Consider the following 26,869-nt stretch of genomic DNA (forward strand, 5'->3'; position numbering starts at 1 on the left):
AGTTCGCCGCCTACGCCAAAGCCTTCCCGGAACTGGCTGCCGAGTTCAAACGCCGTGTGAACGGTGAACTGCCGGCCAACTGGAAAGCCGACGCCAAAGCGTTCGTTGAAAAACTGCAGGCCAACCCGGCCAACATCGCCAGCCGCAAGGCCTCGCAGAACGCGCTGGAAACCTTCGGCAAGGTGCTGCCGGAATTCCTCGGCGGCTCCGCTGACCTGGCACCGAGCAACCTGACCATGTGGTCCGGCTCAAAACCGCTGAATGAAGACCTGGCGGGTAACTACATCCACTACGGCGTGCGCGAGTTCGGCATGACCGCCATCACCAACGGCATCGCGCTGCACGGCGGCTTCCTGCCGTACTCGGCGACCTTCCTGATGTTCGTGGAATACGCCCGTAATGCGGTGCGTATGGCGGCGCTGATGAAAATCCGCAACGTGTTCGTTTACACCCATGACTCCATCGGTCTGGGCGAAGACGGCCCGACGCACCAGCCGGTTGAGCAGATTGCCAGCCTGCGCGTGACCCCGAACATGAGCACCTGGCGTCCGTGTGACCAGGTGGAATCGGCGATTGCCTGGCAGTACGGTATCGAGCGCAACGACGGCCCGACCACGCTGATTTTCTCGCGTCAGAACCTGACCCAGCAGCCGCGTACCGCAGAGCAACTGGCTAACGCCTACCGTGGCGGTTACGTGCTGAAGGATTGTGCCGGTACGCCGGACGTGATTCTGATTGCCACCGGTTCGGAAGTGGGCATCACCGTGGAAGCGGCAGACCAGTTGACCGCAGCGGGCACCAAAGTGCGGGTGGTCTCCATGCCGTCTACCGACGCGTTCGACAAGCAGGATGCGGCCTACCGTGAATCCGTGCTGCCGGCGGCGGTAAGCGCCCGTGTGGCCGTGGAAGCGGGTATTGCGGACTACTGGTACAAGTATGTGGGTCTGAACGGCGCCATCGTGGGCATGACCAGCTTCGGCGAGTCAGCCCCGGCGGAGCAGTTGTTCAAAGAGTTTGGTTTCACCGTGGACAACGTGGTGGCCAAGGCGCAGGCACTGCTGAAGTAAGCCGTAAGTAGGGGCGCCGCATGCTGCGCCCTGAACATGATGACGAAAACCCGGCGATACCGGGTTTTTTATTCCATAATTCGATGAATTTGCAGGTACTGCAGCAGCATAATGGTCTTGCCGTCTTTCATCCGCCCGTCGGCGATCATCGCCACCGCCTCGGTGAACGGCAGTTCCACCACTTCAATGTCTTCGTCTTCGATACCGCCGCCGGCTGCACGACGCTCATCGTCATGGTACTCGGCAATAAAGAAATGAATGATCTCGGTCACGCCGCCTGGTGACATGTAGGCTTCGAAAATCTTCTTCACCTCGCCAACCTGAAAACCGGTTTCTTCCGCCGCTTCACGGCGCGCGCACTGCTCCGGTGAGTCAGCATCCAGCAGGCCCGCACAGGCCTCCAGCAGCATGCCGCTGTCGTTGCCGTTAACGTAAGTCGGCATACGGAATTGGTTGGTCAGCACCACCGTGCCCTTGGCGCGGTTATACAACAAAATGGTTGCGCCGTTACCGCGATCATAGACTTCACGCATCTGCTGAACAGAACCGCCATCCTTGCGCTTCAGATCAAAAGTGTATTTGTGCAACACATACCAGTTATTCGACAACAGCTCTTTTTTCACATTCTCAATTTTCGCTGACATGAACCCTTCTTCTTTTCCGTTAGCTGAAACGCAAAAATGATACCGCGATTAAGCGCCGAAGTGACAAAGGATTTGCAACAAAAAACCCCGCAGTTCATCAAGAACTACGGGGTTTTTACCACCGAAAGCATTTAGAAGCCGTTAGGCACGTCGCGCATATCCGGCAGCTTGTGGGCGATCCCCTTGTGGCAATCGATACAGGTTTTGCCTTCGGTTATCGCCTTGTCGTGCATCTTCGCCGCCACGGTTTTCTGCGCGGTAAAGTCCATATACTCAAAATTATGGCAGTTGCGGCACTCTTGCGAGTCGTTAGCCTTCATGCGGGCCCATTCGTTGCTCGCCATCGCCAGCCGGTGCTGATCAAATTTCTGTGGCGTGTCGATCAAACCGAATGCTTTGGCATACAACTCTTTGCTGGCCTTGATCTTACGCAGCATTTTCGGCCCCCACTCATGGGGCACGTGACAATCCGGACAGGTAGCACGCACGCCGCTGCGGTTGTTGTAATGCACCGTGCCCATGTATTCCTCATAGACGTTTTCGCGCATTTCATGACAGCCGATACAGAACTGCTCGGTATTCGCCGCCTCCATGCCGGTATTGAAACCGCCCCAGAAGATGATGCCGGCACCAAAGCCCAGCAACAACAGCGTACCCAGCGCCAGACGACTAGGCCTGCGCCACCAGCGCCATAACCGCAGCAGCCGACCGGGCTTTTTTTCAGTGGTGGTGTGTTGGTCTTCGCTCATAGCTCCCCCGCTTAGTGCCCAAAGCCCGGCATGGGCTGGAAATCATTGCCGACAATCGGCGCCGCGTCGGTTTGCGGTACGTGACATTGCAGACAGAAATAACGACGCGGTGCGACTTCACTCAGCACCTTGCCATCCCGGTCCATAAAATGCGTCGGACTGATACGCGGCGCACCGGTGGTGCGATAATGTTCCACTCCGTGGCACTGCAGGCAGCGGTTGGTGTTCTTGCTGACCTGATAGCCATCAACGCTGTGCGGGATCATCGGTGGCTGATTGACGTAGTTCAGCGCCATCCGTTCCTGCTGTTTCGGCATCGAGATCGGCCCGCTGACAGTCCCGGACACTTCCGGGGACTTACTGAGATCAACATCACCAGCAGCAAACGCCAGACCGGCGAAGGCCAGCGATAACAAGGTAACCCACAGGGCAAGCGTCTTTTTCACAACAGGGCTTTTCATTTTTATTTGGCTCCCGGGTAATAAAATGGGGTGTTCATCGTGCAATTCGTCCGCCTCATACCTTCTGCAACTTCACCGCACATTTCTTGAAGTCGACTTCCTTGGAAAGCGGATCGGTAGCATCCAGCGTCAGGTTGTTCACCAGCTGCGCCGCATCAAAGAACGGCATATACACCAGTCCTCTTGGCGGACGGTTACGGCCACGGGTTTCGACCGTGCTGATCAATTCGCCACGGCGCGACAGCACCTTGACCTTCTCGCCACGGCGCAGGTTGCGGCTTTTGGCGTCCAGCGGATGAATAAACAACACCGCTTCCGGGAAGGCCCGATGCAGCTCCGGCACCCGGCGGGTCATCGAACCGGTATGCCAATGTTCCAGCACCCGACCGGTGGATAACCAAAGGTCGTATTCACTGTCCGGGCTTTCCGCCGCAGGTTCGAACGGCAGTGCGAAGATCACCGCCTTACCGTCCGGCTTGCCGTAGAAACGCACTTCTTCCCCGGCTTTCACATAAGGATCGGTACCTTCGCGATAACGCCACAGCGTCTCTTTGCCCTCCACCACCGGCCAGCGCAGACCGCGAGCCTGATGGTAGCTATCAAACGGCGCCAGATCGTGACCATGACCGCGCCCAAAACCGGCATATTCTTCAAACAGCCCTTTTTGCAGATAGAAACCGAAGTCGCGTGCCTCATCGTTCAACTGGTCCGCCGGGATTTCAGTCAGCGGGTATTTGTTGACCTCGCCATTGGCGAACAGCACGTCGTACAGCGTTTTACCGCGATATTCCGGTTTCTGTGCCAGCAGCTCCTCCGGCCACACTTCTTCTACCTTAAAGCGCTTGGAGAACTCCACCAGTTGCCACAGGTCAGATTTGGCCTCGCCCGGTGCTTTCACCTGCTGACGCCAGAACTGGGTGCGGCGCTCCGCATTGCCGTAGGCGCCCTCTTTCTCCACCCACATGGCGGTCGGCAGGATCAAATCGGCAGCCAGGGCACTGACGGTCGGGTAAGGATCCGACACCACCACAAAGTTGCGCGCATCGCGCCAGCCCGGCATGCGGTCTTCATTAATGTTCGGCCCGGCCTGCATGTTGTTGTTGCACATCACCCAGTAGGCGTTCAGCGTGCCGTCTTTCAGCGCGCGGTCTTGCGCTACCGCATGCAGCCCGACTTTAGCCGGGATGGTGCCGGCCGGCAGTTGCCATTTCTGTTCGGCTGTCTGGCGGTGCTTTTCGTTGGTGACCACCATGTCGGCTGGCAGACGGTGAGCAAAAGTCCCCACTTCACGCGCGGTACCGCAGGCGGAAGGCTGCCCAGTCAGCGAGAAAGGTCCACAGCCTGGTTTGGAGATCTTGCCGGTTAACAGGTGCAGGTTGTAACACAGGTTATTGGCCCACACGCCACGCGTGTGCTGGTTAAAGCCCATGGTCCAGTACGACACGACCTTGATGTTCGGATCGGCATACAGCTTGGCCAGCGCTTCCAGTTGGTCTTCCGGCACGCCGCTCATTTTCGCCGTTTTTTCCAGCGTGTACTCCGCCACGAAGGTCTTGTATTCGTCGAAGCTCATCGGATCCGAAGCGTCGCTGCCCGGGTTTTTCGCCGCTTTTTCCAGTGGGTCAGTCGGACGCAGGCCGTAGCCGATATCCGTCGCCCCACGGCGGAAGTTAACGTGTCGATTCAGGAAGTCCTGATCCACCGCGTTGTTTTGAATGATGTAATTGGCGATATAGTTCATGATCGCCAAATCGGTCTGCGGCGTGAACACCATGCCGTTATCCGCCAGCTCGAAGCTGCGATGCTCAAAGGTCGACAACACCGATACGTTGACTTTCTCGTTGCTCAGGCGACGGTCGGTAATGCGCGACCACAGGATCGGGTGCATTTCCGCCATGTTGGAGCCCCACAGCACGAAGGCGTCGGCCTGCTCGATATCGTCATAGCAGCCCATAGGTTCGTCCATGCCGAAGGTACGCATAAAGCCCACTACCGCTGACGCCATACAGTGCCGAGCGTTCGGATCCAGGTTATTGGAGCGCAGGCCGGCTTTCAGCAGTTTGGCGGCGGCATAGCCTTCCCACACCGTCCACTGGCCGGAGCCGAACATGCCAACCGCGTCTGGGCCCTTATCTTTCAGGGCCTGCTTGAACTTTTCGGCCATGATGTCGAACGCCTGCTGCCAGCTGACCGGCGTGAACTCGCCTTCTTTGTGGTACTGGCCGTCTTTCATGCGCAGCAGTGGCTGAGTCAGACGATCTTTGCCGTACATAATTTTTGGCAGGAAGTAGCCTTTGATGCAGCTCAACCCACGGTTGACCGCCGCATCCGGATCGCCCTGTGAGGCCACAATGCGGCCATTCTGGGTGCCAACCAGCACGCCGCAGCCGGTACCGCAGAAACGACAGGGCGCTTTGTCCCATTTGATAGAGTCAGCGCTGCCGGCCACTGCCTGCGCCACCGTAGGAATAGTCAGCCCGGCGGCTGCCGCAGCGGCTACCGCGGCGTTTGCTTTCATGAAGTCTCGACGACTGAGTTTCATGGCGTTACCTCACCTTGAGTGTCCTGCTGGTGATAAACCAGCGATACCGCCAGCACGCCATCCAGATTGCGTACCGACTCAATTTTTTCCAGCAGCTGATGAGAACAAGCTGCCTGCATCACTACCACCAGCTTGCCGTGCTGCGGATCCTGCGCCGGGATTTCCGTGTCCGTTATCGCCAGCAAGGCCGTTATCAGTAGTGGAATTTTTTCCGGTCGCGCCTGCACTACCAGCCCGCTGACGTGCCATTCGCTATTCATTATTATTTTCGCTCCGGGTTAAGGTGACGGCGTCGGCCGGACAACCGGCGACACAGGCGCCACAGCCATTGCAGGCTGCGATGTCCAGCGTCGGTTGTGCCATTTCGCCCAGACGTGGCCGAAAGCGGATCGCCTGAGTCTCACAGCTATCCTGGCAACTACGACATTCCACGCCCCGCTGCGCCAGACAGGCGCTACCGAATACCGCATGTTGCCGCCAGGGGGTTTCTGCCAACGGGCGAAATAGCGGTTCTTCGCAGGCCTGTACGCAGAGCCCGCAAAACGTGCATTCCGCTCGCTGAAAATCAATTTCGGGAAAACCGCCGCTGCCGCCGATCAGCACCCCGGTTTCGCAGGCGCGAACGCAGGCCTGGCAGCGAGTGCAACCGGCAATAAAAAGGGATTCTTCCAGCGACCACGGGGGGCGGATCGCTGCGGTTGGCTGACGCCATTGTCCACCGAGCAGTTTGCGTCGCGACAATACGGTCATGCTGTTTTTCCTCGACGTTGCAAACACGCCACCGCGCGTAATAAATAAAACCTGTTTTTGTATTGTTATTGTAGTCGTTACCAGAGAACTTCCCGTTGCCGCCATGACGCGAAAGGCGACAGGAATAAACCCTGAGAAAGACGGGGGTAAGATAAGAGGATAGCCGGGGGTATATAATTACCCTAAAGGGGTAATTGCGGGGGTAGCTTGCGCCAGATCAATCTATTTCCGCTCTCAATGGGTTATCGGCCGCAGGAACGCCAGCCAGACGCTATCTAGTTGATTATATAGCGTCTGAATTTTGTGGTGATGCAGACCCACTTAATGCAAAACGCAGTGCATTTTAGTTGCAAAACTTATAATTTTGCTTTCGAATGAAACCCGGCGATGCTCATCGCCCACCAGAAAAGGATGCATGATTGCTTGTTAAACGTTCAGTGACCAGCAGCCTGGCCAAGGCGCTGTTTTGCATTGTAATTTTGTCCGTGCTCTCCACCGGGCTGGCGCTGACCACCGTTGCTGACAGCCTGCGCGACGCCGAAGCGGTCAACATTGCCGGTTCACTGCGCATGCAGAGCTACCGACTGGCCTACGATCTCACCCGCCCGGCTCCGGAGCTGGAGCAGCACCTGTTGCAGTATCAGCAATCGCTGCAGGCCCCGGCATTACAAAAGCTGGACCGTTTTTACGTGCCTGAGGAGGTGCGGGAAAAGTACCTGTCGCTGCAGCATGCCTGGCAACCGCTGGCGCAGCAGATCCGAGCCGGCCAGTCGGCCGACTATCAGGCCAATATCGCCGGCTATGTTAACCAGATTGACCATTTTGTGTTGGCGCTACAGCGTTATTCCGAGCTGAAACTGACCGCCGTGGCGGCCATCAGCGTATTGGGTTTTATCGCCATTATCGGCCTGGTCCTGTTTTGCATCCGGTTTATGCGCCGTCAGGTCGTGGCACCGCTGAAGCACCTGGTGGATGCCAGTCAGCGCGTGCAACAGCGGGATTTTAACCACCCGCCGCTGGATACCGCCCTGCCGAACGAACTCGGGGTATTGTCGCAGGCCTTTACCGCCATGTCGGGCGATCTGGCCAAGTTATATAACTCGCTGGAACAGAAAGTGCAGTTAAAAACCCAGCGGCTGCAACAGGCGAACAAGACGCTGGAGGTGCTGTACAGCTGCTCGCAAGCGTTGAGCGTGCGGCAGATAGACCAGCAGGCATTCGAACAGATCCTGCATATCGTGCGCCAAAGCGAGGATTTGCACTGCATCCGGCTAAACGTGGCGGACAACCTCAGTGAATGGCAATTGCACAGCGGTAGCCCTTCGCCGACGCTGGCGTGGCAATCGTTGACCATCATCCAGGGCGGCAAACCTCTGGGTGAACTGAGCTGGCAGCATCAGGATCATCCGCCACACCCACATCTGATGCAAAGCGTGGCCAACATGCTGAGTCGTGGGGTTTATTTTAACCGGGCGCAGAAACAGCATATGCAATTCTTACTGATGGAAGAACGCGCCACCATCGCCCGGGAGCTGCACGATTCTCTGGCACAGGCCCTGTCATTCCTGCGTATTCAGTTAACCCTGCTCAAGCGCAAACTGGCGGGCAGTGCCCCTGAAGCCCAAGAGATCATTACCGATTTTGACCAGGCGCTGGCCGATGCCTATCGTCAGTTGCGCGAGTTGCTGACCACCTTCCGCCTCAACATTCAGGAGGCCGATTTGAACACCGCGCTGCAGCAGTTGCTGACGCCATTAAAGGTTCTTACCGACGCGCGGATTCAGTTACACTGTCGGCTTTCTTCCCAGGCGCTCAATGCCCAGCAGCAGGTGCATGCACTGCAGATTGTGCGTGAAGCGGTGCTCAACGCCATCAAACATGCCGAAGCACAGGAAATCGTGATTCGCTGCGAAATGACGGCCGAGGGGGATAACAGTATCAGCATTGCTGACGACGGCTGCGGCATTGCCAGCCTGAATGAACCTGAAGGCCACTATGGCCTGACCATCATGAGCGAACGCGCTGCGCGACTGGGAGGAACGCTGCGCATCCAGCGGGGTGAGCCGGACGGCACGGAAGTCCGTCTGACATTCCCGCCATAAAATCAGGACAGTTCACCCTTCGTTACGGTTTAGCGAAGTCTAACGGTCATTTCAGGATGTTCATGGCGCCAATTGCCACTATTTTATAAGAGTCTGTCCCACTGTGAAGCGTGCTGCACAGCGCGTTTGAGTGGCTTTACTCGCTACAGGGAGCATATTTCATGGTGATGAAGAATTACCGAGTGATGATCGTCGACGACCACCCGCTGATGCGCCGCGGCATCAAACAACTGCTGGGGCTGGATCCGCTGTTTACCGTGCTGGCCGAAGCCAGTAACGGTAACGAAGCCATTACGCTTGCGCTGCAACACGCGCCGGACGTCATTCTGCTCGATCTGAATATGAAAGGTTTATCCGGTCTGGATACGCTGAAAGCGCTGCGCAATGAAGGCGTGGATGCCCGCATCATCGTGCTGACGGTGTCAGACTCACGCAACGACGTGTATACGTTGATCGACGCCGGTGCCGACGGCTACCTGCTGAAAGACAGTGAACCGGAACAGTTGCTGGAACACATTCGCGCGGCGGCGGAAGGACAGAACGTGATCAGCGACGCGGTGGCGGACTATCTTTCATCCCGCAGCGAACAGCACGATCCCTTTGCCGAACTGACCGAACGCGAGCTGGACGTGTTACAGGAAGTGGCGCGCGGCCTGTCCAATAAACAGGTAGCGGCGCAACTACACATTTCTGAAGAGACGGTAAAAGTGCATATCCGCAACATGCTACGCAAGCTGGACGTGCGTTCACGCGTGGCAGCCACGGTGATGTATCTGGAGCACAAGAGTCATTGATACTTCCCCGGCGTGCCGGGGAGGCTTTATTCAATCGCGGCGAGCAGCGTCTGATGGTGCTGGTTAACCCAGCCCTTGTTGATCGGCCCCCAGTTTTCCAACTGGTAGAAACCGTCGTTATTACGTACGCCCTGCTGAACAAACTGCAACTCCACCCCCAGGCCTGGCAAGGCTTTCAACACGTCTTGCAGAGTACGGCGCGGCCAGCCGGTCAACTCCATCAGACGTGGAACATTGGGCCGTTCGCTGTGGCTGATCAACCAGCATAGATAAAGACGACGGGCAAATACCGGGTTAATTTCCATGCCTTGCTCCTGCATTAATATGAGTCCTGATGATTTCCCGTGATTCCTGATCGGTCAGGCCTTTGATAGTAATAAAATTGTCTTAATGGCGTAATTAACAGCAATAGCAGCACCATTGCAGGTTTCTACTACCGTTATTTACATTATCTCCTTTTTTTCTCCACGCTTTACTCCTCCTACCCGAGTAAAGTGCATAAGCGCCGGAATCCTTCCCAGCCGCTGATAAACGCAATTCCGATGCGTCTTAAAGATAGAACAAGTCATAACGAGGTTCGCGCTGCATGGCCAATTTTTTTATTGATCGCCCGATTTTCGCCTGGGTTCTGGCAATTATTCTTTGCCTGACCGGCGCCTTGGCGATTTCTTCCTTACCGGTAGAACAGTACCCGAACCTGGCACCGCCGAACGTTCGTATTAGCGCCAACTACCCCGGAGCCTCGGCGCAAACGCTGGAAAACACCGTCACCCAGATTATCGAACAGAACATGACCGGTCTGGACAACATGATGTACATGTCGTCGCAGAGTACCAACACCGGGCGTGCCACGGTAACGCTGACCTTTGAGGCCGGCACCGATCCCAACGAGGCGATGCAGCAGGTGCAAAACCAGCTGCAGGCGGCGATTAAGCGACTGCCACAGGCCGTGCAAACCCAGGGCGTGACGGTCTCGAAATCCGGCGACACCACGCTGATGATGGTGGCCTTTGTCTCCACCGACGGCAGCATGGACAAGCAGGACATTGCCGATTACATCGTTTCCAACCTGCAGGATCCACTCAGCCGCATCAACGGCGTGGGCAGCATGGACGTTTACGGTTCGCAATATGCCATGCGCATTTGGCTCGATGCCAACAAGCTCAACAGCTACCAGCTCACCACCCAGGACGTGGTTACCGCGATCAAATCACAGAACGCCCAGGTGGCCGTCGGTCAGCTCGGCGGCACACCCTCCGTTGATAAACAGGCACTCAACGCCACCATCAACGCCCAGTCTCAGCTACAAACGCCGGAACAGTTCAAACAAATCACCCTGCGGGTCAACCAGGACGGTTCACTGGTGACATTGGGTGATGTTTCCACCATCGAGCTGGGCGGCGAGAACTATGACTATCTCAGCCGCTATAACGGCATGCAAGCCGCCGGCATGAACATCAAGTTGGCCTCCGGTGCCAACGAACTGCAAACCGACCAGTTGGTGAAAGACAAAATTGCCGAGCTGTCACAGTATTTCCCGCACGGGCTGGAGGCGAAGGTCGCCTACGAGACGACTCCGTTCGTTAAAGCCTCAATCAAAGACGTGGTAAAAACCCTGCTGGAAGCCATTTTGCTGGTGTTCCTGGTGATGTATCTGTTCCTGCAGAACTTCCGCGCCACGCTGATCCCGACCATTGCCGTACCGGTGGTGCTGATGGGCACCTTTGCCATTCTTTCGGCCTGCGGATTCAGTATCAATACCCTGACCATGTTCGCCATGGTACTGGCCATCGGGCTGCTGGTGGATGACGCCATCGTGGTGGTGGAAAACGTCGAACGTGTGATGAGCGAAGAAGGCCTGTCGCCCCGGGATGCCACACGAAAATCCATGGGGCAGATCCAGAGTGCGTTGGTCGGTATCGCCATGGTGCTATCGGCGGTGTTTATTCCGATGGCCTTCTTCGGCGGCACCACCGGTGCCATCTACCGTCAGTTCTCGATCACCATTGTTTCTGCCATGGTGCTGTCCGTGCTGGTGGCGATGATCCTGACCCCTGCCCTGTGTGCGACCCTGCTCAAACCGATCGCCAAAGGTCACCATCATGGTAAACGCGGCTTCTTCGGCTGGTTTAACCGCATGTTCAACCGCAACGCCGATCGCTACGAGCGCGGTGTGGCACGGGTGCTGCATGCAAGCACCCGCTATATGGTGATTTACCTGTTGCTGCTGGGGGGCATGGCATTGCTGTTTATCAAGCTGCCAACCTCGTTCCTGCCGCAGGAAGACCGTGGAGTGTTCACCGTACAGGTGCAGTTGCCGCCGGGATCGACCCAGCAGCAGACCACCAAGGTGGTGGAAAAAGTTGAGCAATACTTCCTGACCAAAGAGAAGCAGGACGTGTTGTCGGTGTTTTCCACCATAGGTGCTGGCCCCGGTGGTAACGGGCAAAACGTGGCGCGTATGTTTATTCGATTGAAAGACTGGGATCTGCGCACCTCCGGCGCCAACAGCTCTTTCGATATCATCGATCGCGCCACCCACGAATTTAACAAGATTAACGAGGCGCGGGTGATTGCCAGCAGCCCACCGGCGATCACCGGGCTGGGTAACTCCTCCGGTTTCGATATGGAACTGGAGGATCATGCCGGGCTGGGTCACGAAAAACTGATGGCAGCGCGCGATCAACTGCTGCAACTGGCCGCCGCCAATCCACTGCTGTCCCGGGTACGCCACAACGGTCTGGATGACAGCCCGCAATTGCAGATTGATATTGACCAACGCAAGGCTCAGGCGCTGGGGGTTTCTATCGATGACATCAACAACACGCTGTCGACCGCCTGGGGTTCAACCTACGTCAACGACTTCGTCGACCGTGGTCGGGTGAAAAAAGTTTATGTGCAGGCTGCCGCACCGTTCCGCATGTTGCCTGGCGACATCGATAAATGGTTTGTGCGTAACAGCGCGGGCGGCATGGTGCCGTTCACCGCTTTCGCCACCTCCCATTGGGAGTACGGTTCCCCACGTCTGGAGCGTTATAACGGCAGTTCGGCGCTGGAGATTGTTGGTGAGGCGGCAGAAGGCGTTAGCAGCGGTACTGCAATGATCGAAATGGAGAAAATTGTCAGCCAGTTACCGACCGGTTTCGGCCTGGAATGGACCGCCATGTCCTATCAGGAACGCCTGTCCGGTTCCCAGGCACCGGCGCTGTACGCCATCTCGCTGCTGGTGGTGTTCCTGTGCCTGGCGGCGCTGTATGAGAGCTGGTCGATTCCGTTCTCGGTGATGCTGGTGGTACCCCTCGGCCTGATTGGTGCCGTTGCGGCGACCTGGCTGCGTGGACTGGAGAATGACGTTTACTTCCAGGTGGGGATGCTGACCATTATCGGGCTGTCGGCGAAAAACGCCATTTTGATCGTCGAATTCGCCAACGAGCTGAATCAAAAAGGCCAGGATTTGATGGCGGCGACGCTGGAAGCCTCGCGCATGCGTCTGCGGCCGATTCTAATGACCTCACTGGCCTTTATCTTCGGTGTACTGCCGATGACCATCAGCAGCGGTGCCGGCTCAGGCAGCCAGCATGCAGTAGGCACCGGCGTAATGGGCGGAATGATTTCCGCTACCCTGCTGGCGATATTCTTCGTACCGCTGTTCTTTGTGCTGGTTCGTCGCCGCTTCCCGGGAAAACCCTCCAGAGCGGCCAAACCGCAAGACAGCGCAGAATAGCAGGCAAAAAAAAGCAGCGTCGGGAAACCGATGCTGCTTTATCTCGAACGAGAGTCTCGTTCCCAAGGTGCTTCAATTACGGACAAATCAACCAACCTTGTTTTCAGCCTCAACGCAGTGTCAGTTACCCAACATCTCTTCGATGAAGTCTTTCCAGTTTCCTAACTCACGATCAACCATAATAATTTACAACCTCAATTAATAGACGAAGCGAATTCTACGCCTGTTTTTTGAGCAAGTGAAGGGGGTTGGGAACGATGCCAGCCGCGAAAACCGGGGATAGTGCACATTTTCGTATTTATCTGATCAATCGATAATCCCGACTATTCCCTTCCGATCTTAATCCGTCCAAGCCAACGCAGAAAAGATCTAACCCGGCCGCTGTTAGCAAACGGCCGGGCTATTTACTCAGCAAAACTTAGAAATCAACGCGTAAGCCGAGGTTATAACGACGGCCCTCCAGCTGCGGATATTCCCCCCAACTGGTGGTGCGTTTTGGCGCGCTATCGAAAATGTTATACACGCCCGCCATCACCTGGGTGTGCTTGTCGAAGTGGTAAATCACCCCGGCGTCCAGCAAGGCGTAAGCACCGTAGCGGGTATGGTCACCGGTCTCCTCGTTGCGGCTGCGATAATTGACTTTGGACCAGACGTCCAGCGCCGATGCCGCCGCCCACTTGGCGGATAAATTGGCCATGTGTTTTGGGAAGTCATTTAGCGCATAACCCTTATTGACGCCGTTTTTCTGCTCGCTCTTGTTGAAGGTATAATTGGCACTAAGATTCAGACTGTCTGTCGCCTGCCAGTCTGCGTTAAGTTCGACACCGTAAACAGTGGCCTTGCCAATATTGAAATACTTATCGATCGATTCGGCGTTATAACCGTTAACCACGCAGGGGTGGTTGGCACTCGCCTCGCAGATATTCACCTCCGCGATCTTGTCCTTGAAGTCGGTATAAAACACCGTGCCGTCAAAGGAGAGATCGCGATTGTTGTTCCAGTACAGCCCCAGTTCGGTATTCAGGCTGGTTTCCGGCTTCAACTCGCTGTTGCCCACCGACAGATAGGGATAAGGCGGGTTGCTGCCACGCGGCGTAATGAATTGATCGGAGTTTTCCCGCAGCGACGGTTTTTTATAGCCGGAAGAGACGCCGCCCTTCAGTGCCCAGGCTGAATCGAGGATCCAGTTGCCGTAAAGTTTCGGGCTAATGTGGGTGCCAAAGTAATTGTCCCGATCCATACGCGCCGAGGTGGTCAGCGAGAAGTCATCGATGTTCCACTGCCCTTCGGCGAACAGCGCCCAGCCGTCGCGCGAAATTTTGGTGACGGGATCGATGCCCGGCGCCCGTTTGTTGTCGGCATAGAAATCGTCATTCAGCGTTTCACGGCTGTAGTTGGCGCCGAGGGTCAGGTTGTGCTCACCCAGGCTTAGCTTGGCCTGGCTATTCAGCACGTAATTCTCGGTCTGGATATGCTGTGGTGCCAACGTGCTGGTGTGGAAGGTTGACTCGCCTTTTTCGTATTGAAAATAACTGGTGGTGGCGATGCTATCTTCCGCATACCAACCCGAGTGGGTCAGGCTCAGGGCATCACGATCAAAGTCCCAGCCCCAAGGGGTGCCACCTCCTTTCTCCGTCCGGCTGCGTTTTTTCTCCCCCTTCACCAGGTTCAGGTCGAACAGGTTGGTTTCATTGGCGGCAAAACCGAGCGTCATGTCGAGCGACTTTTTGTTGTTCTTGCTGAACGAGTTGGGTTTTTCGTCCTCCCGACGATCGAGGTAATCCGCCGACAGGCTGAGCCCCAGAACATCGGGCACCAGCGGCCCCATCAGGAACAGGTTGGTCTGTTGGGTATTACCGAACTCCTGATGTTGTTGCAAGAAACTGTTTGCGGCAATCGAGCCCATCCATTCCCGTACGCCAAACGGTTTTTTGGTGATGACGTTGACCACGCCGCCGATGGAGTCCGAGCCGTACAGCGATGACATCGGGCCGCGGATCACTTCAATACGATCGATGGCCGCCAACGGCGGTAAAAAGCCGGCTTCGGTGCCAACATTCTGGCCATAGGGACGGGACTCGCCGGTATTCTGCTTAATGCTGTTGACCATGAACGAGGTGTAACTCGAGTCCATACCGCGGATCATGACGTCGCCGGAAACCTCAGTGCCGGCACCGTTGCTGACCGACACGCCAGAAATATCCTGAACCGCTTCGGCCACATCGCGGCTGTTCTGCTTCTCGAGCGTCTTTTGATCGATAACCGAAATGCTGGCCGGGGCATATTTCTTGTTCTGCTTGAATCCGGAAGCGGTGACCACCAGTTGGTCTTCCTGCGAGGCGTTATTTTTCTGCTCTGCCTCCCCTTCCTGAGCATAAGCCTGAGGGGCAATAATCAATACCAGCGCCATCGCTCTGGCTATTCTGCTGCGTTTTCCCATGAAGTGTTGATCAATCATAACCATTCCTAATAAAACCTGTTTCCGATTGGTGTTGTAGCCCGCAAAGCATCCAAAAACGGCTGACGCAGCAGGAGATCAATGGCCTTAGCCAACTCGTTCTGTACGCCAGCGGATAACCGCTGCTGATGGTGTTTTTATTTACAATTCTTCACGATTGACGGCGAATATAGCGGATAATCCTTCGCATTAAAACGAAATGAAAATTATTACGGAAATAAAAACCACGGGGAACAAGATCGAGAAATGCGGACGCCTCATGGGGTTATTTTAAATATTTTCTTATTTTTCAATAACAAAAATACATATCTTCATATGATTAATTAAATGACATTGATATTAATTATCAATATCATTAGCATCCTTGAATCGTAAACTGATGTAAAGGAATGTATATGAAATTGTCCCTATTCACCCCAGGCAAAGGTTTCTCTTTCAGCACCCTGACTTCCGCCATGCTGCTACTGTCTTGCTCAACGCTGGCGGCTGAGCTGCCAGAAAGCCATTTCCAAACCAAACCGGTAGGATACGGCCTGTATGAGTTGGCATTTGATGGCCAAAACAACACCTTGTTTGCCGCTTCTACGCCTTCATTCGCCAAAGGAAAAAACAGCGGGATTGTTTACCGTATCAATCCGGCCACGTTGGCTACAGATGGGAAAATCGTCACCCAACGTCGTGCCTTCGCCACCGCGCTGGATGAAGAACGGCATGTCCTGTACATCGGCAACACCGTGGACGGTTCAGTAACCATGATCGATACCCAGAGCGGTAAAGAACTCGCTACCGTCCAGCTCAGTGAAAGCATGAAAGAAGACCAATTCGTCCCGACGCGTGAAATGGTGCTCGATAAAAAAAATCAGCGCTTGTATGTCTCTGGCACCGCTCAGAAAGGCGTGCTTTGGGTGATCGATACCGCCAAGCGTGAAAAGATTGCCACCATCAGCAACGTCGGCGAATACCCCACCGGTCTTGCTCTGGACACCGAACGTGGCCATATCTACTGTGTTAATGGCGGCGGTGAACTGATTACCCTGGACGCCACCAGCCACCAGATCCTCAAGCGTCTGGTGGTGGAACCCGCTAAAAAACACTTCTTCTTGAATATCAGCCTGGACAGCAAAACCGGCCGTGCCTTCCTCACCGATCCTGACCTGCCGAAGGTGCTGGTTGTCGATATCAACAGCGGCAAAATCCTGCACCAGATTGAGGTGATCAACTCACTGGCGGTGCTGTTCAACCCGGCACGCAGCGAAATCTACATCACGCATCGCGAGGCCAAACGCATCAGCATCGTGGACAGCAATAGCTATCAGGTCAAAAACAGCATCGCCACCCACGCTTTGCCTAACAGCCTGGCCCTTTCTGCGGACGGCAATACCCTCTTTGCCAGCATCAAGCAGTCCAAGGAAGAGATGGAGAAAAAGCAGGATTATCTGCTCAAGATTAATCTCGGCGAACTATGAGGCAGGTAATGACGAGTTTTATGATTCGCCTCTCCGGTGGCGCACTGCTGTGCCTGCCGGTGATGGTGGTGCAGGCTGCGGGGGCCGAGCAGGCTCCCCGCCCACAGAAAGAAGAAACCCTGGAGGTGATCGCTTCACCGTTCAGCGATGACGGCAGCACCGAGAACACCGGCTCCTACACCACCAGCCAGATGACCACCGCGACCGGCTTGCCGCTGAGCATCAAGGATACGCCGCAGTCGGTTTCGGTCATCACCCGCCAGCAAATTGACGATATCAACGCTTATTCGCTAAAGGATATTCTGCGCTGGTCCACCGGTGTCAGTGAGAGCAACTACGACAGCGAACGCTCCTCGTTCAATTACCGCGGTTTTAGCGTCGATAACTATCAATATGACGGTGTTCCCACCTTCTTTGATTCAGGTTATTCCGGCGGTGAGTCGGAAATTGACTCGATCACACTGGATCACGTCGAGATCGTCAGGGGGGCCGCCGGCCTGCTGAACGGCGTCGGTAATCCGGGCGCGGCCATCAACCTGGTCAGAAAGAAGGCTTCCAGCCTTTCTCCTTTTGCCCGCGTCGAACTCTCCGCCGGTTCCTGGGATCATTACCGCACCACGGTCGATGTCGGCACACCGCTCAACGACGAAGGTACCGTCCGGGTGCGCGTCGCTGCCGCCGGCGAACGCAGCCACTCGTTTATGGACAGGCATCAGGAACGCAAAGGCACCATCTATGGCACGCTGGAAGCCGATCTGAGTAGCGAGACATTGCTGCGACTGGGGGCGGATTATCAGCAAAACCGGCCTAAAGCCTCCACCTGGGGTGGTGCCCTGCCAACCGGCTGGTTCAGCGACGGCAGCGAGATCAATTGGGATCGCCACTACAGTGGCGCCTCTGACTGGTCGAGCTGGGACACCACGCTCAGCACCCAGTTCGCGACGCTGGAGCACCAGTTCGATAACGACTGGAAAGGCGTGGCTAACTACACTCATAGCCGTCAGGCTTTCGATGCCAAAATGGCGATGAGTCTTGGTGGGCTGATCGATCCCGATACCTGGGCGGTGAAACCTTCAAGCCCTTATGCCGGGCGTTATGAGGGTTACCGCGATCAGCATGCGGTAGACCTGAAACTGAACGGTGATTTCAGCCTGCTGGGCCGTAATCACAAATTTGTAGTGGGCAGTTCTTCCGCCTGGCAGCACAGTTACAGCACCTATCGTAGTGCCAGTGCCTCACAATTGTTTAGCGGCAGCTTACTGGACTGGAACGGTGGCCTGGGCGAACCCGAGTGGTCAGACAAAATGCCGCAAATGGATTACCGTACGCGGCAAATCGGCTTCTACAGCAGCGCTGACTTTTCGGTCACCGACCGTCTGGATCTGGTACTCGGTGCCCGCTTCAACAGCTTTAAAAACACCACGACTACCACCGCAAACAAAGTCACTCCGTTCGTCGGCACGGTTTATAAGCTGACCGATCAGGTCTCTGCCTATGCCAGCTACACCGACATCTTCAAGGATCAGAACCGGCTCGACAGCAGCGGCCACTATCTGGCACCGATCGAAGGGGTGAACAAAGAGGTGGGTATCAAAGCCGCATTGCTCAATGACCGGCTCAATCTGTCGCTGTCGGCATTCCGCATCACGCAGGACAACCTGGGCGTGCTGGACGAAGACACCGCCAATCTGGACTGGCTGCAGCAGACCTATCATGAGAGTCAGGGTGCCACCAGCAAGGGCGTCGAGTTCGAACTGAACGGTGAACTGGCCCAGGGCTGGAACGCGCAGTTTGGCATTACCCACTTCTCGCTGAAGGACAAGGATAAGGTCGATCTCAACACCGAGCAGCCGCGCACTCGCATCAACCTGTTCACCACCTACCAACTGACGGGTGCCTTGCGCGACCTGACGTTGGGCGGCGGCGCACGCTGGCAGAGCAAGGTTTACGCCAACGTTAGCGGGGCCGATAACGGTGAAATGGTGCAGCGCAAAGCCGAGCAAGGGTCTTACGTTCTGGTCGATGCGATGGCGCGTTACAGACTGACGCCGCAAACTGCGGTGCAACTTAACCTGAACAACGTTTTCGACCAGAAATACTACTCACAGGTTAATTTCTACAGTACCCGCAACTATGGCGAGCCGCGTAACTTCATGCTGACGCTCAAACACGAGTTCTGATCGCTTGCAGTAAAACCGGCCCCGGATCGCGGGGCCAACCTTCCCTCAGCAATACCTATATCCCTTGTGCGATGAATTCTTCCGTAGTAGCGTGCAAAAGATACAAAAACCCCACCCACCTAAGGCCATGTGATGTCCCCTACGCTGACCATCGAACAACTGAAAGAGTTGGGCCGCTATCAGGAAGCGACCGAACTGGCGCAACAACAGTTACTGCAACAACCGGAAGACGCCGCCCTGCACTATCAATTGGCTTGCCTGTATGACGTTCAGGGCTTTGAGCAGCAGGCGATCCCCAGTTACCTCGCGGCACTGACGCGCAATTTGTCGGCAACGCAACGACAGGAAGCCTGGCTTGGACTGGGCAGTACCTACCGGGCGCTCGGCCTGTATCAACAATCGCTGGCCGCCTTCGACGAAGGGCTGAGCGAGTTCCCGCAGGCCAAAGAACTTACCCTGTTTCGCGCCATGACGCTGTACAACCTGGGTGAAACCAAACAAGCGGTCGCGGATTTGCTGTTGCTGCTGGCTGAAACCTCTTCGCATAGCGACATCAGCAGCTACCAGCGTGCGATCCGCCAATACGCCGCCGATCTGGACCGGATTGGCTAAGCGAGGTCACCATGGAAATCGTGACCGACCCGAACCGCTACGGCGTCGACTGGCTGCAGTTGGCCGGGCTACTGGAAGCCGCCGGATTGGGCCAGCGTGATCCGCAGGTTCTGCAGCGCGTTTATCAGCACAGCCAATTTTGCTACTGGGGCTACCTGGATGGCCGGCTGATCGCCACCGCCCACGCCATTAGCGATATGACTTCAGTTGCCTATCTGGCCGACGTGGCTCTGCATCCAGACTTTCAGGGCCAGGGTTTGGGACGTCAGCTGATGGATCGGGTCATGCAGGATTTAGCCCCGCTCGGCAAAGTGTTTATCTACTCGGTGCCCGACAAGCTGGAGTTCTACAAAAAATACCACTTCCGTGAGCTGACTACCGGCATGGTCTATGCCGATAGCGCGGCTTTAGAGCGACTGCAGCAGAATGGTTATATCCGCTGAAAAAACCTTAAAGGAACTCCCCATTGCTTATTGAAAACCGGCTGTCTCCGCAGGACTGTGCGAACATGAATGATATTCGCGCTGAAATAGACATGATGGACGAAAGCATCATCAAGCTGATCGCCCAACGCTTCGCCTACGTAAAGGCTGCGGCCAAATTCAAGACCAGCCCCGATGCAGTACGTGCCAAAGAACGCTTTGAGGCCATGCTGCTGCAAAGACGAGTCTGGGCCGATGAGCAAGGTTTAAGCCCAGAGGTGATAGAAAAAATGTATCGCGATCTGGTTAATTATTTTATCAGCGAAGAAATGAAACATTGGTCCCAGGATCAGGGCGAAAAGTGAACTCAATGAGGAAACCAACAGAACATGGCTGACTTATCCTGGCTGATGGAAACCGAACTGAAAAGCGAAAGCATCAGCCTTATCCCATTACGGAAAGAACATGCGTCACAGCTGGTTGAGGCGGCTACCGACGGCCGTCTCTGGGAACTTTGGTTTACCTCGGTACCCAATGAAGACACCGTAGAAGACTATATCAGCCTGGCTTTAAGTGAACAGGCAGCCGGGCGAGCATTACCGTTCGTTGTGGTGCATAACGCCACGCAAAAAATCATCGGCACCACGCGGGTTTGTCATGCCGACGGACAAAACCGTCGCGTTGAAATTGGCTACACCTGGTATGCCAAAAGCCATCAAAAAACCCCCGTTAACACCGAGTGCAAATTGTTGTTGCTCAGTTATCTGTTTGAATCCCTGGCGGTGATTGCCGTTGAGTTTCGCACCCATTGGCATAATCATGTTTCCAGGGCGGCGATAGCGCGCCTGGGTGCCAAGCAAGACGGTGTACTGAGAAATCACCAGAAAAATGCAGATGGCAGCTATCGGGATACGGTGGTTTTTTCCATCATCGACCACGAATGGCCGATGGTGAAAAAAAGCCTGAGTTATAAATTACGTCAGGCCAGAGAATGATTTCTGGCCAGTAATCTACAGCGTCTTCATCATAAAGATCCTGCTGGTACCTGCCGGCAGACAGGGCACTTCGCCAAAGCTCGTCCAGCCGTTCAACTCATAAAACTTCGGTGCCTGAAAGCTGATGGTGTACAGCACGGCGGAAACACAGCCCCTGCGTCGCCCTTCCAGCTCAAAGCGACGCAGCAACTCACTGCCCAGCCCTGAACCACGCAGCGATTTTGGCAGATAAAACAGATCGACAAACAACATACCCAACGATGAACGCCCGCTAATACCACCCAGCACTTCGCCGCTGATCGGGTCTCTCACCACTACCGCTAACGGGCGACGATCGTTGGTGCCGGTCACTTCATCGTTATATTGATTCAGCCCTTCTGCAATCAGCGCTTCTATTTCGTCGATGGCGCTTTCGGTGACTTCGATTCGGTAATTTTCCATGATCTTCTTCTTATGTAGGGTTACTGAGTAGCACAGTGAGATTAGCAAAAAATCACCGTAATAAACGCGAACGGCATTTTTTCAGCTTTCCCCTGCCTTTCAGACCATTGTACGGTGGAACTCCCCGCCATTTTTCGGCATGCTGGTCGCTGGCTTTCATTTCACCGCCACCGGCGGTTTACCACCGGCAGCTCGCCGGTGTTGGGTTGCAGAGAAGGTTCTTACTCCATGACGTTGACCATGTACGGCATCAAAAATTGTGACACCATCAAAAAAGCACGCCGCTGGCTGGAAGAACAGGGTGTGGCTTATCAATTTCACGACTACCGCGCCGACGGGCTGGACGAACAGCAACTGCGCGGTTTTGTCGAACGCCTGGGCTGGGAGCCGCTGCTGAATACCCGCGGCACTACCTGGCGCAAGCTGGATGAAGCGCAGCGCACCGCCTGCGACAATGCCGATGCGGCCATAGCGCTGATGCTGGCTCAACCGGCAATCATCAAGCGCCCACTGCTGGACGACGGCAACGGACACGCCCTGCTCGGCTTCAGTGCCGAAGGCTACCAGCAATTTATTTCCGAGGTGGCAGCATGATTTGTCCGGTTATCGAACTGGCTCAACAGTTGATTAAACGCCCGTCGCTCAGCCCGCACGATGAAGGCTGCCAGGCATTGATGATTGAGCGTCTGGAAGCCATTGGTTTTACCGTTGAACCCATGCCATTCGGCGATACCCTGAATTTCTGGGCCTGGCGTGGCGAAGGCCAAACGCTGGCGTTTGCCGGCCACACCGACGTGGTACCGACCGGCGACGAAAAACGCTGGGACAACCCGCCGTTTGAGCCAACCATCCGCGACGGCATGCTGTATGGCCGTGGCGCGGCAGACATGAAAGGTTCGCTGGCCGCGATGGTCGTGGCGGCTGAGCGTTTTGTGGCAGCCAACCCGCAGCATCAGGGCCGTCTGGCATTCCTGATCACCTCCGATGAAGAAGCCAGTGCTACCCATGGTACGGTGAAGGTGGTAGAGGCGCTGATGGCGCGTAATGAGCGCCTGGATTATTGCCTGGTCGGCGAGCCGTCCAGTACCGAACGTGTCGGGGACGTGGTAAAGAACGGCCGTCGCGGTTCGATCACTGCCAACCTGCACATTCACGGTATTCAGGGCCATGTAGCCTATCCGCATCTGGCGGATAACCCGGTACACCGTGCCATGCCGGCACTGAATGAATTGGTGGCGACCGAGTGGGATTGCGGCAATGAATTCTTCCCGCCGACCAGCATGCAGATCGCTAACGTGCAGGCCGGTACCGGCAGCAACAACGTGATCCCAGGCGAGATGTTCGTCCAGTTCAACTTCCGTTTCAGCACCGAATCGACCGACGCAACCATCAAACAACGCGTGGAAGAACTGCTCGAGCGCCACCAGTTGAACTACAGCATCGAATGGCGCCTGTCGGGCCAGCCGTTCCTGACCGCACGCGGCGCACTGGTGGATGCGGTGGTTAACGCCGTCGAACACTATTCTGAGCTGACGCCACAGTTGCTGACCACCGGGGGCACCTCAGACGGTCGCTTTATCGCCCAGATGGGCGCGCAAGTGGTTGAACTGGGGCCGGTCAACGCGACGATCCATAAGGTCAACGAATGCGTACACGCAGCCGACTTGCAACTGCTCAGCCGCATGTACCAGCGCATCATGGAGCAACTGGTCGCATGATCACGCCAGAAATGCTGACCGGGCGCTCGACAGATCACCTGGTGCCGCTCTGCGGTAACCACCGGTTGCAGCCCGCCGCCGTGGCCGCGTTCCTCGCCATGCAACAGGCGGCGCTTGCGGCCGGGTTCGATCTCCAGCCCGCCAGCACATTTCGTGATTTTGATCGTCAACAGGCGATCTGGAATGGAAAATTCTGCGGGCAGCGCCCAGTATTAGATAAGGACAGCCGACCGATCGACATCGCGACACTGTCCGCCGCCGAGCGCTGTGAGGCAATCTTGCGCTGGTCGGCTTTGCCCGGTGCCAGCCGCCATCACTGGGGCAGTGACCTCGATGTCTACGATCCTTCACTGTTACCAGCAGGGCAAAAGTTGCAGTTGGAGCCCTGGGAATACGAGCATGGCGGCTACTTTTATCCGCTCAATCAGTGGATGACGGCGCATATGGCAGAATTTGGCTTTTACCGTCCGTTCACCGAAGAAAGTGACGGCGTGGCGGTAGAACCCTGGCATCTGAGTTACCGGCCACTGGCGCGTGAAGCCGAGCATCTGCTGACGCCGGCGCTGCTGCTGGCAGCCTGGAAAAATAAGGACGTTGCTGGTGCCCAATGGCTTGAAGAGCATTTGCCATCGATATTTTCGCGTTTTATACGCCCTGAAGGAAAGGAGTAAATATGGAATGGTTAGCTGACTACTGGTGGATTATCCTGCTGATTTTATTCGGCATGATTATCAGTGGGATCAAAGAGCTGCGCCGCGTTGACGTCAAACGCTATCTGGCCGATAAGCCGGAACTGCCACCGCACCGCGATAACAACGCCGAGTGGGATAACGACGACGACTGGCCGAAGAAGAAATGATATCAGGGCGCATTTAGCGCCCTGAAGTTTATTTAAAAGCGATCAAATCGCCTCGTTTACCAAACATCGCTTCATCCCAGTAGCGCTGAGGCACGTAGTAATGCAGCCGTTCGAGGGCATCGTTCATCATGCCCTGATTGATGGCGTGCCCCACGTCTTCTTCCACGTCCAGCGTGAAATCGACGCCAATAGCCTGCAGCTGTTCTGCTGCCGCCCTGGCATGTTGCACCGCAATCACCGCATCCTGTTCGCCGTGGATCAAGTGCACCACGCAATCACCGAATGCCCGCTCCGGCAGGCTGGCAAAACGCCCGCTGAAAGCCACTACCCGACCGACCAGTCTAGGTTCTGCCTTCAAGGCTTCCAGCGCCATGATTGAGCCCTGAGAAAAACCGACCAGTGCGGTGCCGGCATCATTCACGCCGCTCTGCTGCTGCCAGTAACGCACGGTTTCGATAAACTGCGGCATCACTTCAGCAATGCGCTCGGCGCGGTTTTCCTCAGTCACACCCTGCACCGAAAACCACTGACGGCCGCTGCCGTTACCGAAGGCAAAAGGGCCACCAATGCTGACCACCAGCGCCTGCGGGAAGTCTTTGGCGAAATAGCTGCCAATCTCGCCCATCGCCTCTGGGGTATCGCCAACACCGTGAAACAGCAGGATCAGCTGCGCAGCCGGGGTTGCCGGGCTCTGTACAACAAAATGCTCATGTTTCATCGGTGACTCCTCGTATTGATCAAATTCTGCCCGACGCCAGCTGCCCGGGTTCCTGTCAGCTACTATACGCCGCTGAGAATTCAGGAAAATCGGGTTTTATTGAGCAACATCTTCAATTTATTCCAACGATTGCGACCAGTTGTGCCAGCGCAGGCAGTGCTGAGCATCAAGCTGCTCAAGCGCTAACCCCGCCTCCTGCCGCCAGCGGCGTAGCAAAGCCTTCTGGCCGCTAAAGCCAAGCAACACCACGCAGCCCGCCAGCGTCGTTTGCTGTTGCAGATGCTGACGCAGTGCGGGCAGCGGTAAAGGACTGGCTAGCAGTAAACGTTGTAGCGCCCCCAGGCTGGCCTCAAGCGGCCGATGGGCGAAGGCGAACCCGGCCAGTTCACGCCAGTCATCCTCGCCCAACTGGGTATCGCCGTCATCACCGGTGATTTCCAGTTGCAGATCAATACGCGACTGCAGCCAACGCCAGTCACGCGCCAGATGCTTATGCGCCGCATGCCGCAGCGCCTCACCCTGCTCACTCAGCGGCAGGATGGCCATAGCGGTGTAACAACCGCTGCTGGCTTCCGTTTTGCTGCCGATGCGCACCAGTTCAAAACCACAGGATTGCCAAAAGCGCCACAGCGACTCGGTGTAACCAAAGCTGACCGAGAGGTAATCCAGTCCCTGCGCTTGCCGACGTTGCTGCGCGATCAGACTGCGGGCAATGCCCTGCTGACGCAAAGCCGGTAATACCGCAATGCGGGTAATGCGCCGTGAACGCAGCGTCGGTGCCCACCACTGCCCACCATGTGCCGCCAGCGACTGCGCCACCAGGTTGCCGCGCGGTCGCCGCCGCCCGGCCCAGACTTCGTGTGCCAGTTCGGCGCTCAGACCGCCTTCCTCCACCAGCCACAATGCGCCGATGACTTCATCTTCAACCTGCGCCACGCCAAAATGCATGCCGGGCGCGTCCATCAACCGCCGTAAATCAAGCGGTGAAGTGCGGTAATGGGCGCTGCTTAACAGAGCGTAAAAACGCACTAACCCTTGAGGGTCAGCACACAACGCGCCTTGTTCTGCCCCGCTGATACTGACCGGCTTATTTGTCGCCGGCCAGAGTGGCAGTTCGTTGAACAACAGCGCGTTATCAATGACGCGTTCCAGCGCATCGCCCTGCGCCCAACGCATGGGCTGCTGTAACTCCAGTGGCTGGAACTCAGGCAACCCCGCGCAAAATTTCAGTAAAAACCCCCGGCCGGTGCCTTCATAGCCCTGTACCGTGGTGGTCAGCAAAACGCGGGGGAAATGGCTAACCAGTTGTTGCAGCAACGGGCCGGGGATCGCCGCCGCTTCGTCCACCAGCAGCCAGCCCACATCGCTGACGTCATGTTCGCGACAATGGGCCAACAACGCGTCCGGTGCCCAAAATTGTGCGCGGCCCTGCGCCCATTCACCAGCGACCTCGGTAGCCGCTCGGCTGGGCCCGGTGATCCAGCAGGTGAGCGGCGTGTTCGCCACCAGCATACCCGCCACCGTTGACTTGCCGCGCCCACGGGCAGCAGTCAGCACCCAAACGCCTGACTCAGCGCCGAGTAATTGTGCCAGCAACCTTTGCTGCTCGGGAGTCGGCTGGCCATCCGGCGCTTGCCACTGCCGGCGTATTGGCAAGGGCGCCAAAGCCAGCGGCTCATCCTCTCGCCAGAGCGTGACTTCGTTGTCCGCCGCCAGGTGTTGCTGTAGATGGTGAATAAAATTAGGGGTCATGATCGGCTGCGGGCAATCGCTCCAGCGCAGGCTGTCGTGGTCCGGCTGCTGATGCCATTGTTGCCATGGTGGTGTCAGCAGCAACAACCAACTGCCGGCGCGCAGGGTACCGGCCAGCACGGCCAGGGCTTCGACATCCAGGCCGCGGGTCGCATCAAACACCGCATGCAACCGCTCCTGCCCCAGCAATGTCCGTACCGCACCACTGGCCAGTGACGGCATAGCAGGCGGCGGATTTTCTCCCACCCACGGCCAGTCGCCCGGCAGGGTTGTCGCCAGCCGTTGTGCTTGCTGGCGACACCATTGCGGCTCGCCACTGAGCACCAGCAGGCGCCTGATGCCCTGCTGGTGCATAAGTTGTTGCATTGCCTGTAACATCAGGATCCAGACCTAAAAAAATGCCGGAGTCAGGCTC

General features: G+C 56.3%; 26 protein-coding genes. 14 read left to right on the top strand and 12 right to left on the bottom strand.

Annotation, left to right across the window (positions count from 1 at the left end; translation table 11 throughout):
• Positions 1 to 1,067: transketolase-like TK C-terminal-containing protein (locus F8R23_RS17485; protein ID WP_280524785.1), on the top strand; the 1,067-nt coding region annotated here is incomplete at its 5' end.
• 68 nt (positions 1,068 to 1,135) lie between these two features.
• Here F8R23_RS17485 and nudK read toward each other — a convergent pair.
• From nudK to napF, 6 genes are all read right to left on the bottom strand, one after another.
• The gene (nudK, locus tag F8R23_RS17490; protein ID WP_112348709.1) at positions 1,136 to 1,711 is read right to left on the bottom strand and encodes a GDP-mannose pyrophosphatase NudK; all 576 of its coding nucleotides are present in this window, start codon (positions 1,709 to 1,711) and stop codon (positions 1,136 to 1,138) included.
• A gap of 131 nt (positions 1,712 to 1,842) precedes the next feature.
• Complete coding sequence (gene napC / locus F8R23_RS17495) at positions 1,843 to 2,460, bottom strand: cytochrome c-type protein NapC (RefSeq protein ID WP_085118070.1); 618 nt, start codon at positions 2,458 to 2,460, stop codon at positions 1,843 to 1,845.
• An 11-nt stretch (positions 2,461 to 2,471) separates the two neighbouring features.
• Entirely contained in the window at positions 2,472 to 2,921 is a 450-nt protein-coding gene (gene napB, locus F8R23_RS17500; protein ID WP_112348708.1) for a nitrate reductase cytochrome c-type subunit, read from the bottom strand.
• A 55-nt stretch (positions 2,922 to 2,976) separates the two neighbouring features.
• On the bottom strand, positions 2,977 to 5,463 hold the full coding sequence (gene napA / locus F8R23_RS17505; RefSeq protein ID WP_112348707.1) for a nitrate reductase catalytic subunit NapA: 2,487 nt from the start codon (positions 5,461 to 5,463) through the stop codon (positions 2,977 to 2,979).
• The gene (gene napD, locus F8R23_RS17510) at positions 5,460 to 5,726 is read right to left on the bottom strand and encodes a chaperone NapD (protein WP_198642606.1); all 267 of its coding nucleotides are present in this window, start codon (positions 5,724 to 5,726) and stop codon (positions 5,460 to 5,462) included. Before napD ends, napA begins: the two co-directional genes overlap by 4 nt.
• A complete protein-coding gene (gene napF, locus F8R23_RS17515; protein ID WP_129936928.1) occupies positions 5,716 to 6,213 on the bottom strand; it encodes a ferredoxin-type protein NapF in 498 nt (165 codons plus the stop codon). Before napF ends, napD begins: the two co-directional genes overlap by 11 nt.
• A 419-nt stretch (positions 6,214 to 6,632) precedes the next feature.
• Here napF and narQ point away from each other — a divergent pair, with 419 nt between their 5' ends.
• The gene (narQ, locus tag F8R23_RS17520) at positions 6,633 to 8,315 is read left to right on the top strand and encodes a nitrate/nitrite two-component system sensor histidine kinase NarQ (protein WP_151415855.1); all 1,683 of its coding nucleotides are present in this window, start codon (positions 6,633 to 6,635) and stop codon (positions 8,313 to 8,315) included.
• 161 nt (positions 8,316 to 8,476) lie between these two features.
• Positions 8,477 to 9,109: a two-component system response regulator NarL gene (narL, locus tag F8R23_RS17525; RefSeq protein ID WP_129939006.1), complete on the top strand. Its 633-nt coding sequence runs from the start codon at positions 8,477 to 8,479 to the stop codon at positions 9,107 to 9,109.
• A gap of 26 nt (positions 9,110 to 9,135) precedes the next feature.
• Here the strand turns inward: narL and F8R23_RS17530 are convergent, their stop codons facing one another.
• Positions 9,136 to 9,414, bottom strand: a complete 279-nt coding sequence (locus F8R23_RS17530) for a winged helix-turn-helix domain-containing protein (RefSeq protein ID WP_099062557.1) — start codon at positions 9,412 to 9,414, stop codon at positions 9,136 to 9,138.
• Between the two features lie 281 nt (positions 9,415 to 9,695).
• On the opposite strand from F8R23_RS17530, the gene acrD reads away from it, so the two are divergent.
• A complete protein-coding gene (acrD, locus tag F8R23_RS17535) occupies positions 9,696 to 12,833 on the top strand; it encodes a multidrug efflux RND transporter permease AcrD (RefSeq protein ID WP_129936925.1) in 3,138 nt (1,045 codons plus the stop codon).
• Between the two features lie 120 nt (positions 12,834 to 12,953).
• Here the strand turns inward: acrD and ypfM are convergent, their stop codons facing one another.
• Entirely contained in the window at positions 12,954 to 13,013 is a 60-nt protein-coding gene (gene ypfM / locus F8R23_RS17540) for a protein YpfM (RefSeq protein WP_112349006.1), read from the bottom strand.
• Positions 13,014 to 13,251: 238 nt separating this feature from the next.
• Complete coding sequence (locus F8R23_RS17545; RefSeq protein WP_129936924.1) at positions 13,252 to 15,291, bottom strand: TonB-dependent receptor domain-containing protein; 2,040 nt, start codon at positions 15,289 to 15,291, stop codon at positions 13,252 to 13,254.
• 395 nt (positions 15,292 to 15,686) lie between these two features.
• Here F8R23_RS17545 and yncE point away from each other — a divergent pair, with 395 nt between their 5' ends.
• From yncE to F8R23_RS17575, 6 genes are all read left to right on the top strand, one after another.
• Complete coding sequence (gene yncE, locus F8R23_RS17550; RefSeq protein WP_129936923.1) at positions 15,687 to 16,757, top strand: 7-bladed beta-propeller protein YncE; 1,071 nt, start codon at positions 15,687 to 15,689, stop codon at positions 16,755 to 16,757.
• 8 nt (positions 16,758 to 16,765) lie between these two features.
• The gene (locus F8R23_RS17555) at positions 16,766 to 18,937 is read left to right on the top strand and encodes a TonB-dependent siderophore receptor (RefSeq protein ID WP_129939005.1); all 2,172 of its coding nucleotides are present in this window, start codon (positions 16,766 to 16,768) and stop codon (positions 18,935 to 18,937) included.
• Positions 18,938 to 19,069: 132 nt separating this feature from the next.
• Positions 19,070 to 19,549, top strand: a complete 480-nt coding sequence (locus F8R23_RS17560; RefSeq protein WP_129939004.1) for a tetratricopeptide repeat protein — start codon at positions 19,070 to 19,072, stop codon at positions 19,547 to 19,549.
• An 11-nt stretch (positions 19,550 to 19,560) separates the two neighbouring features.
• Positions 19,561 to 19,992 (top strand): GNAT family N-acetyltransferase, encoded by a 432-nt coding sequence (locus F8R23_RS17565; RefSeq protein WP_129939003.1) that lies wholly within the window; start codon positions 19,561 to 19,563, stop codon positions 19,990 to 19,992.
• A 23-nt stretch (positions 19,993 to 20,015) separates the two neighbouring features.
• Positions 20,016 to 20,336, top strand: coding sequence for an isochorismate lyase (locus tag F8R23_RS17570; protein WP_129936920.1), 321 nt, complete (start codon positions 20,016 to 20,018; stop codon positions 20,334 to 20,336).
• 24 nt (positions 20,337 to 20,360) lie between these two features.
• Positions 20,361 to 20,966 carry a GNAT family N-acetyltransferase gene (locus tag F8R23_RS17575; RefSeq protein ID WP_129936919.1) on the top strand — a complete coding sequence of 202 codons (606 nt, stop codon included), beginning with the start codon at positions 20,361 to 20,363 and terminating at the stop codon, positions 20,964 to 20,966.
• A gap of 15 nt (positions 20,967 to 20,981) precedes the next feature.
• Here F8R23_RS17575 and F8R23_RS17580 read toward each other — a convergent pair whose 3' ends face one another.
• Complete coding sequence (locus F8R23_RS17580; RefSeq protein ID WP_099062565.1) at positions 20,982 to 21,407, bottom strand: GNAT family N-acetyltransferase; 426 nt, start codon at positions 21,405 to 21,407, stop codon at positions 20,982 to 20,984.
• A 228-nt stretch (positions 21,408 to 21,635) separates the two neighbouring features.
• Here F8R23_RS17580 and F8R23_RS17585 point away from each other — a divergent pair, with 228 nt between their 5' ends.
• From F8R23_RS17585 to F8R23_RS17600, 4 genes are read left to right on the top strand one after another with little or no spacing between them, the layout of a single operon-like run.
• On the top strand, positions 21,636 to 22,001 hold the full coding sequence (locus F8R23_RS17585; RefSeq protein ID WP_085118090.1) for an ArsC family reductase: 366 nt from the start codon (positions 21,636 to 21,638) through the stop codon (positions 21,999 to 22,001).
• Positions 21,998 to 23,125 carry a succinyl-diaminopimelate desuccinylase gene (gene dapE / locus F8R23_RS17590; protein ID WP_129936918.1) on the top strand — a complete coding sequence of 376 codons (1,128 nt, stop codon included), beginning with the start codon at positions 21,998 to 22,000 and terminating at the stop codon, positions 23,123 to 23,125. Before F8R23_RS17585 ends, dapE begins: the two co-directional genes overlap by 4 nt.
• Entirely contained in the window at positions 23,122 to 23,796 is a 675-nt protein-coding gene (locus F8R23_RS17595; protein ID WP_151415856.1) for a M15 family metallopeptidase, read from the top strand. Before dapE ends, F8R23_RS17595 begins: the two co-directional genes overlap by 4 nt.
• Before the next feature lie 2 nt (positions 23,797 to 23,798).
• Positions 23,799 to 23,984 (top strand): YpfN family protein, encoded by a 186-nt coding sequence (locus F8R23_RS17600; RefSeq protein WP_099062576.1) that lies wholly within the window; start codon positions 23,799 to 23,801, stop codon positions 23,982 to 23,984.
• 28 nt (positions 23,985 to 24,012) lie between these two features.
• On the opposite strand, the gene ypfH is transcribed toward F8R23_RS17600, so the two are convergent.
• Together ypfH and F8R23_RS17610 are read right to left on the bottom strand one after the other, a co-directional pair.
• Entirely contained in the window at positions 24,013 to 24,702 is a 690-nt protein-coding gene (ypfH, locus tag F8R23_RS17605) for an esterase (RefSeq protein WP_129939001.1), read from the bottom strand.
• 117 nt (positions 24,703 to 24,819) lie between these two features.
• On the bottom strand, positions 24,820 to 26,832 hold the full coding sequence (locus F8R23_RS17610) for a tRNA(Met) cytidine acetyltransferase TmcA (RefSeq protein ID WP_151415857.1): 2,013 nt from the start codon (positions 26,830 to 26,832) through the stop codon (positions 24,820 to 24,822).
• Positions 26,833 to 26,869: the final 37 nt, after the last annotated feature.

The organism is Serratia proteamaculans (genome assembly GCF_008830365.1).
GTDB lineage: Bacteria > Pseudomonadota > Gammaproteobacteria > Enterobacterales > Enterobacteriaceae > Serratia > Serratia proteamaculans.

Coding starts and splice junctions, on each gene's coding strand:
- ypfH (WP_129939001.1), bottom strand. CDS start 24,702: ATGAAACATGAGCATTTTGTTGTACAGAGCCCGGCAACCCCGGCTGCG.
- F8R23_RS17585 (WP_085118090.1), top strand. CDS start 21,636: ATGACGTTGACCATGTACGGCATCAAAAATTGTGACACCATCAAAAAA.
- F8R23_RS17580 (WP_099062565.1), bottom strand. CDS start 21,407: ATGGAAAATTACCGAATCGAAGTCACCGAAAGCGCCATCGACGAAATA.
- acrD (WP_129936925.1), top strand. CDS start 9,696: ATGGCCAATTTTTTTATTGATCGCCCGATTTTCGCCTGGGTTCTGGCA.
- F8R23_RS17600 (WP_099062576.1), top strand. CDS start 23,799: ATGGAATGGTTAGCTGACTACTGGTGGATTATCCTGCTGATTTTATTC.
- F8R23_RS17575 (WP_129936919.1), top strand. CDS start 20,361: ATGGCTGACTTATCCTGGCTGATGGAAACCGAACTGAAAAGCGAAAGC.
- F8R23_RS17565 (WP_129939003.1), top strand. CDS start 19,561: ATGGAAATCGTGACCGACCCGAACCGCTACGGCGTCGACTGGCTGCAG.
- F8R23_RS17530 (WP_099062557.1), bottom strand. CDS start 9,414: ATGGAAATTAACCCGGTATTTGCCCGTCGTCTTTATCTATGCTGGTTG.
- nudK (WP_112348709.1), bottom strand. CDS start 1,711: ATGTCAGCGAAAATTGAGAATGTGAAAAAAGAGCTGTTGTCGAATAAC.
- napF (WP_129936928.1), bottom strand. CDS start 6,213: ATGACCGTATTGTCGCGACGCAAACTGCTCGGTGGACAATGGCGTCAG.
- napA (WP_112348707.1), bottom strand. CDS start 5,463: ATGAAACTCAGTCGTCGAGACTTCATGAAAGCAAACGCCGCGGTAGCC.
- F8R23_RS17555 (WP_129939005.1), top strand. CDS start 16,766: ATGACGAGTTTTATGATTCGCCTCTCCGGTGGCGCACTGCTGTGCCTG.
- napC (WP_085118070.1), bottom strand. CDS start 2,460: ATGAGCGAAGACCAACACACCACCACTGAAAAAAAGCCCGGTCGGCTG.
- F8R23_RS17610 (WP_151415857.1), bottom strand. CDS start 26,832: ATGTTACAGGCAATGCAACAACTTATGCACCAGCAGGGCATCAGGCGC.
- F8R23_RS17545 (WP_129936924.1), bottom strand. CDS start 15,291: ATGATTGATCAACACTTCATGGGAAAACGCAGCAGAATAGCCAGAGCG.
- napB (WP_112348708.1), bottom strand. CDS start 2,921: ATGAAAAGCCCTGTTGTGAAAAAGACGCTTGCCCTGTGGGTTACCTTG.
- F8R23_RS17560 (WP_129939004.1), top strand. CDS start 19,070: ATGTCCCCTACGCTGACCATCGAACAACTGAAAGAGTTGGGCCGCTAT.
- F8R23_RS17595 (WP_151415856.1), top strand. CDS start 23,122: ATGATCACGCCAGAAATGCTGACCGGGCGCTCGACAGATCACCTGGTG.
- narL (WP_129939006.1), top strand. CDS start 8,477: ATGGTGATGAAGAATTACCGAGTGATGATCGTCGACGACCACCCGCTG.
- yncE (WP_129936923.1), top strand. CDS start 15,687: ATGAAATTGTCCCTATTCACCCCAGGCAAAGGTTTCTCTTTCAGCACC.
- dapE (WP_129936918.1), top strand. CDS start 21,998: ATGATTTGTCCGGTTATCGAACTGGCTCAACAGTTGATTAAACGCCCG.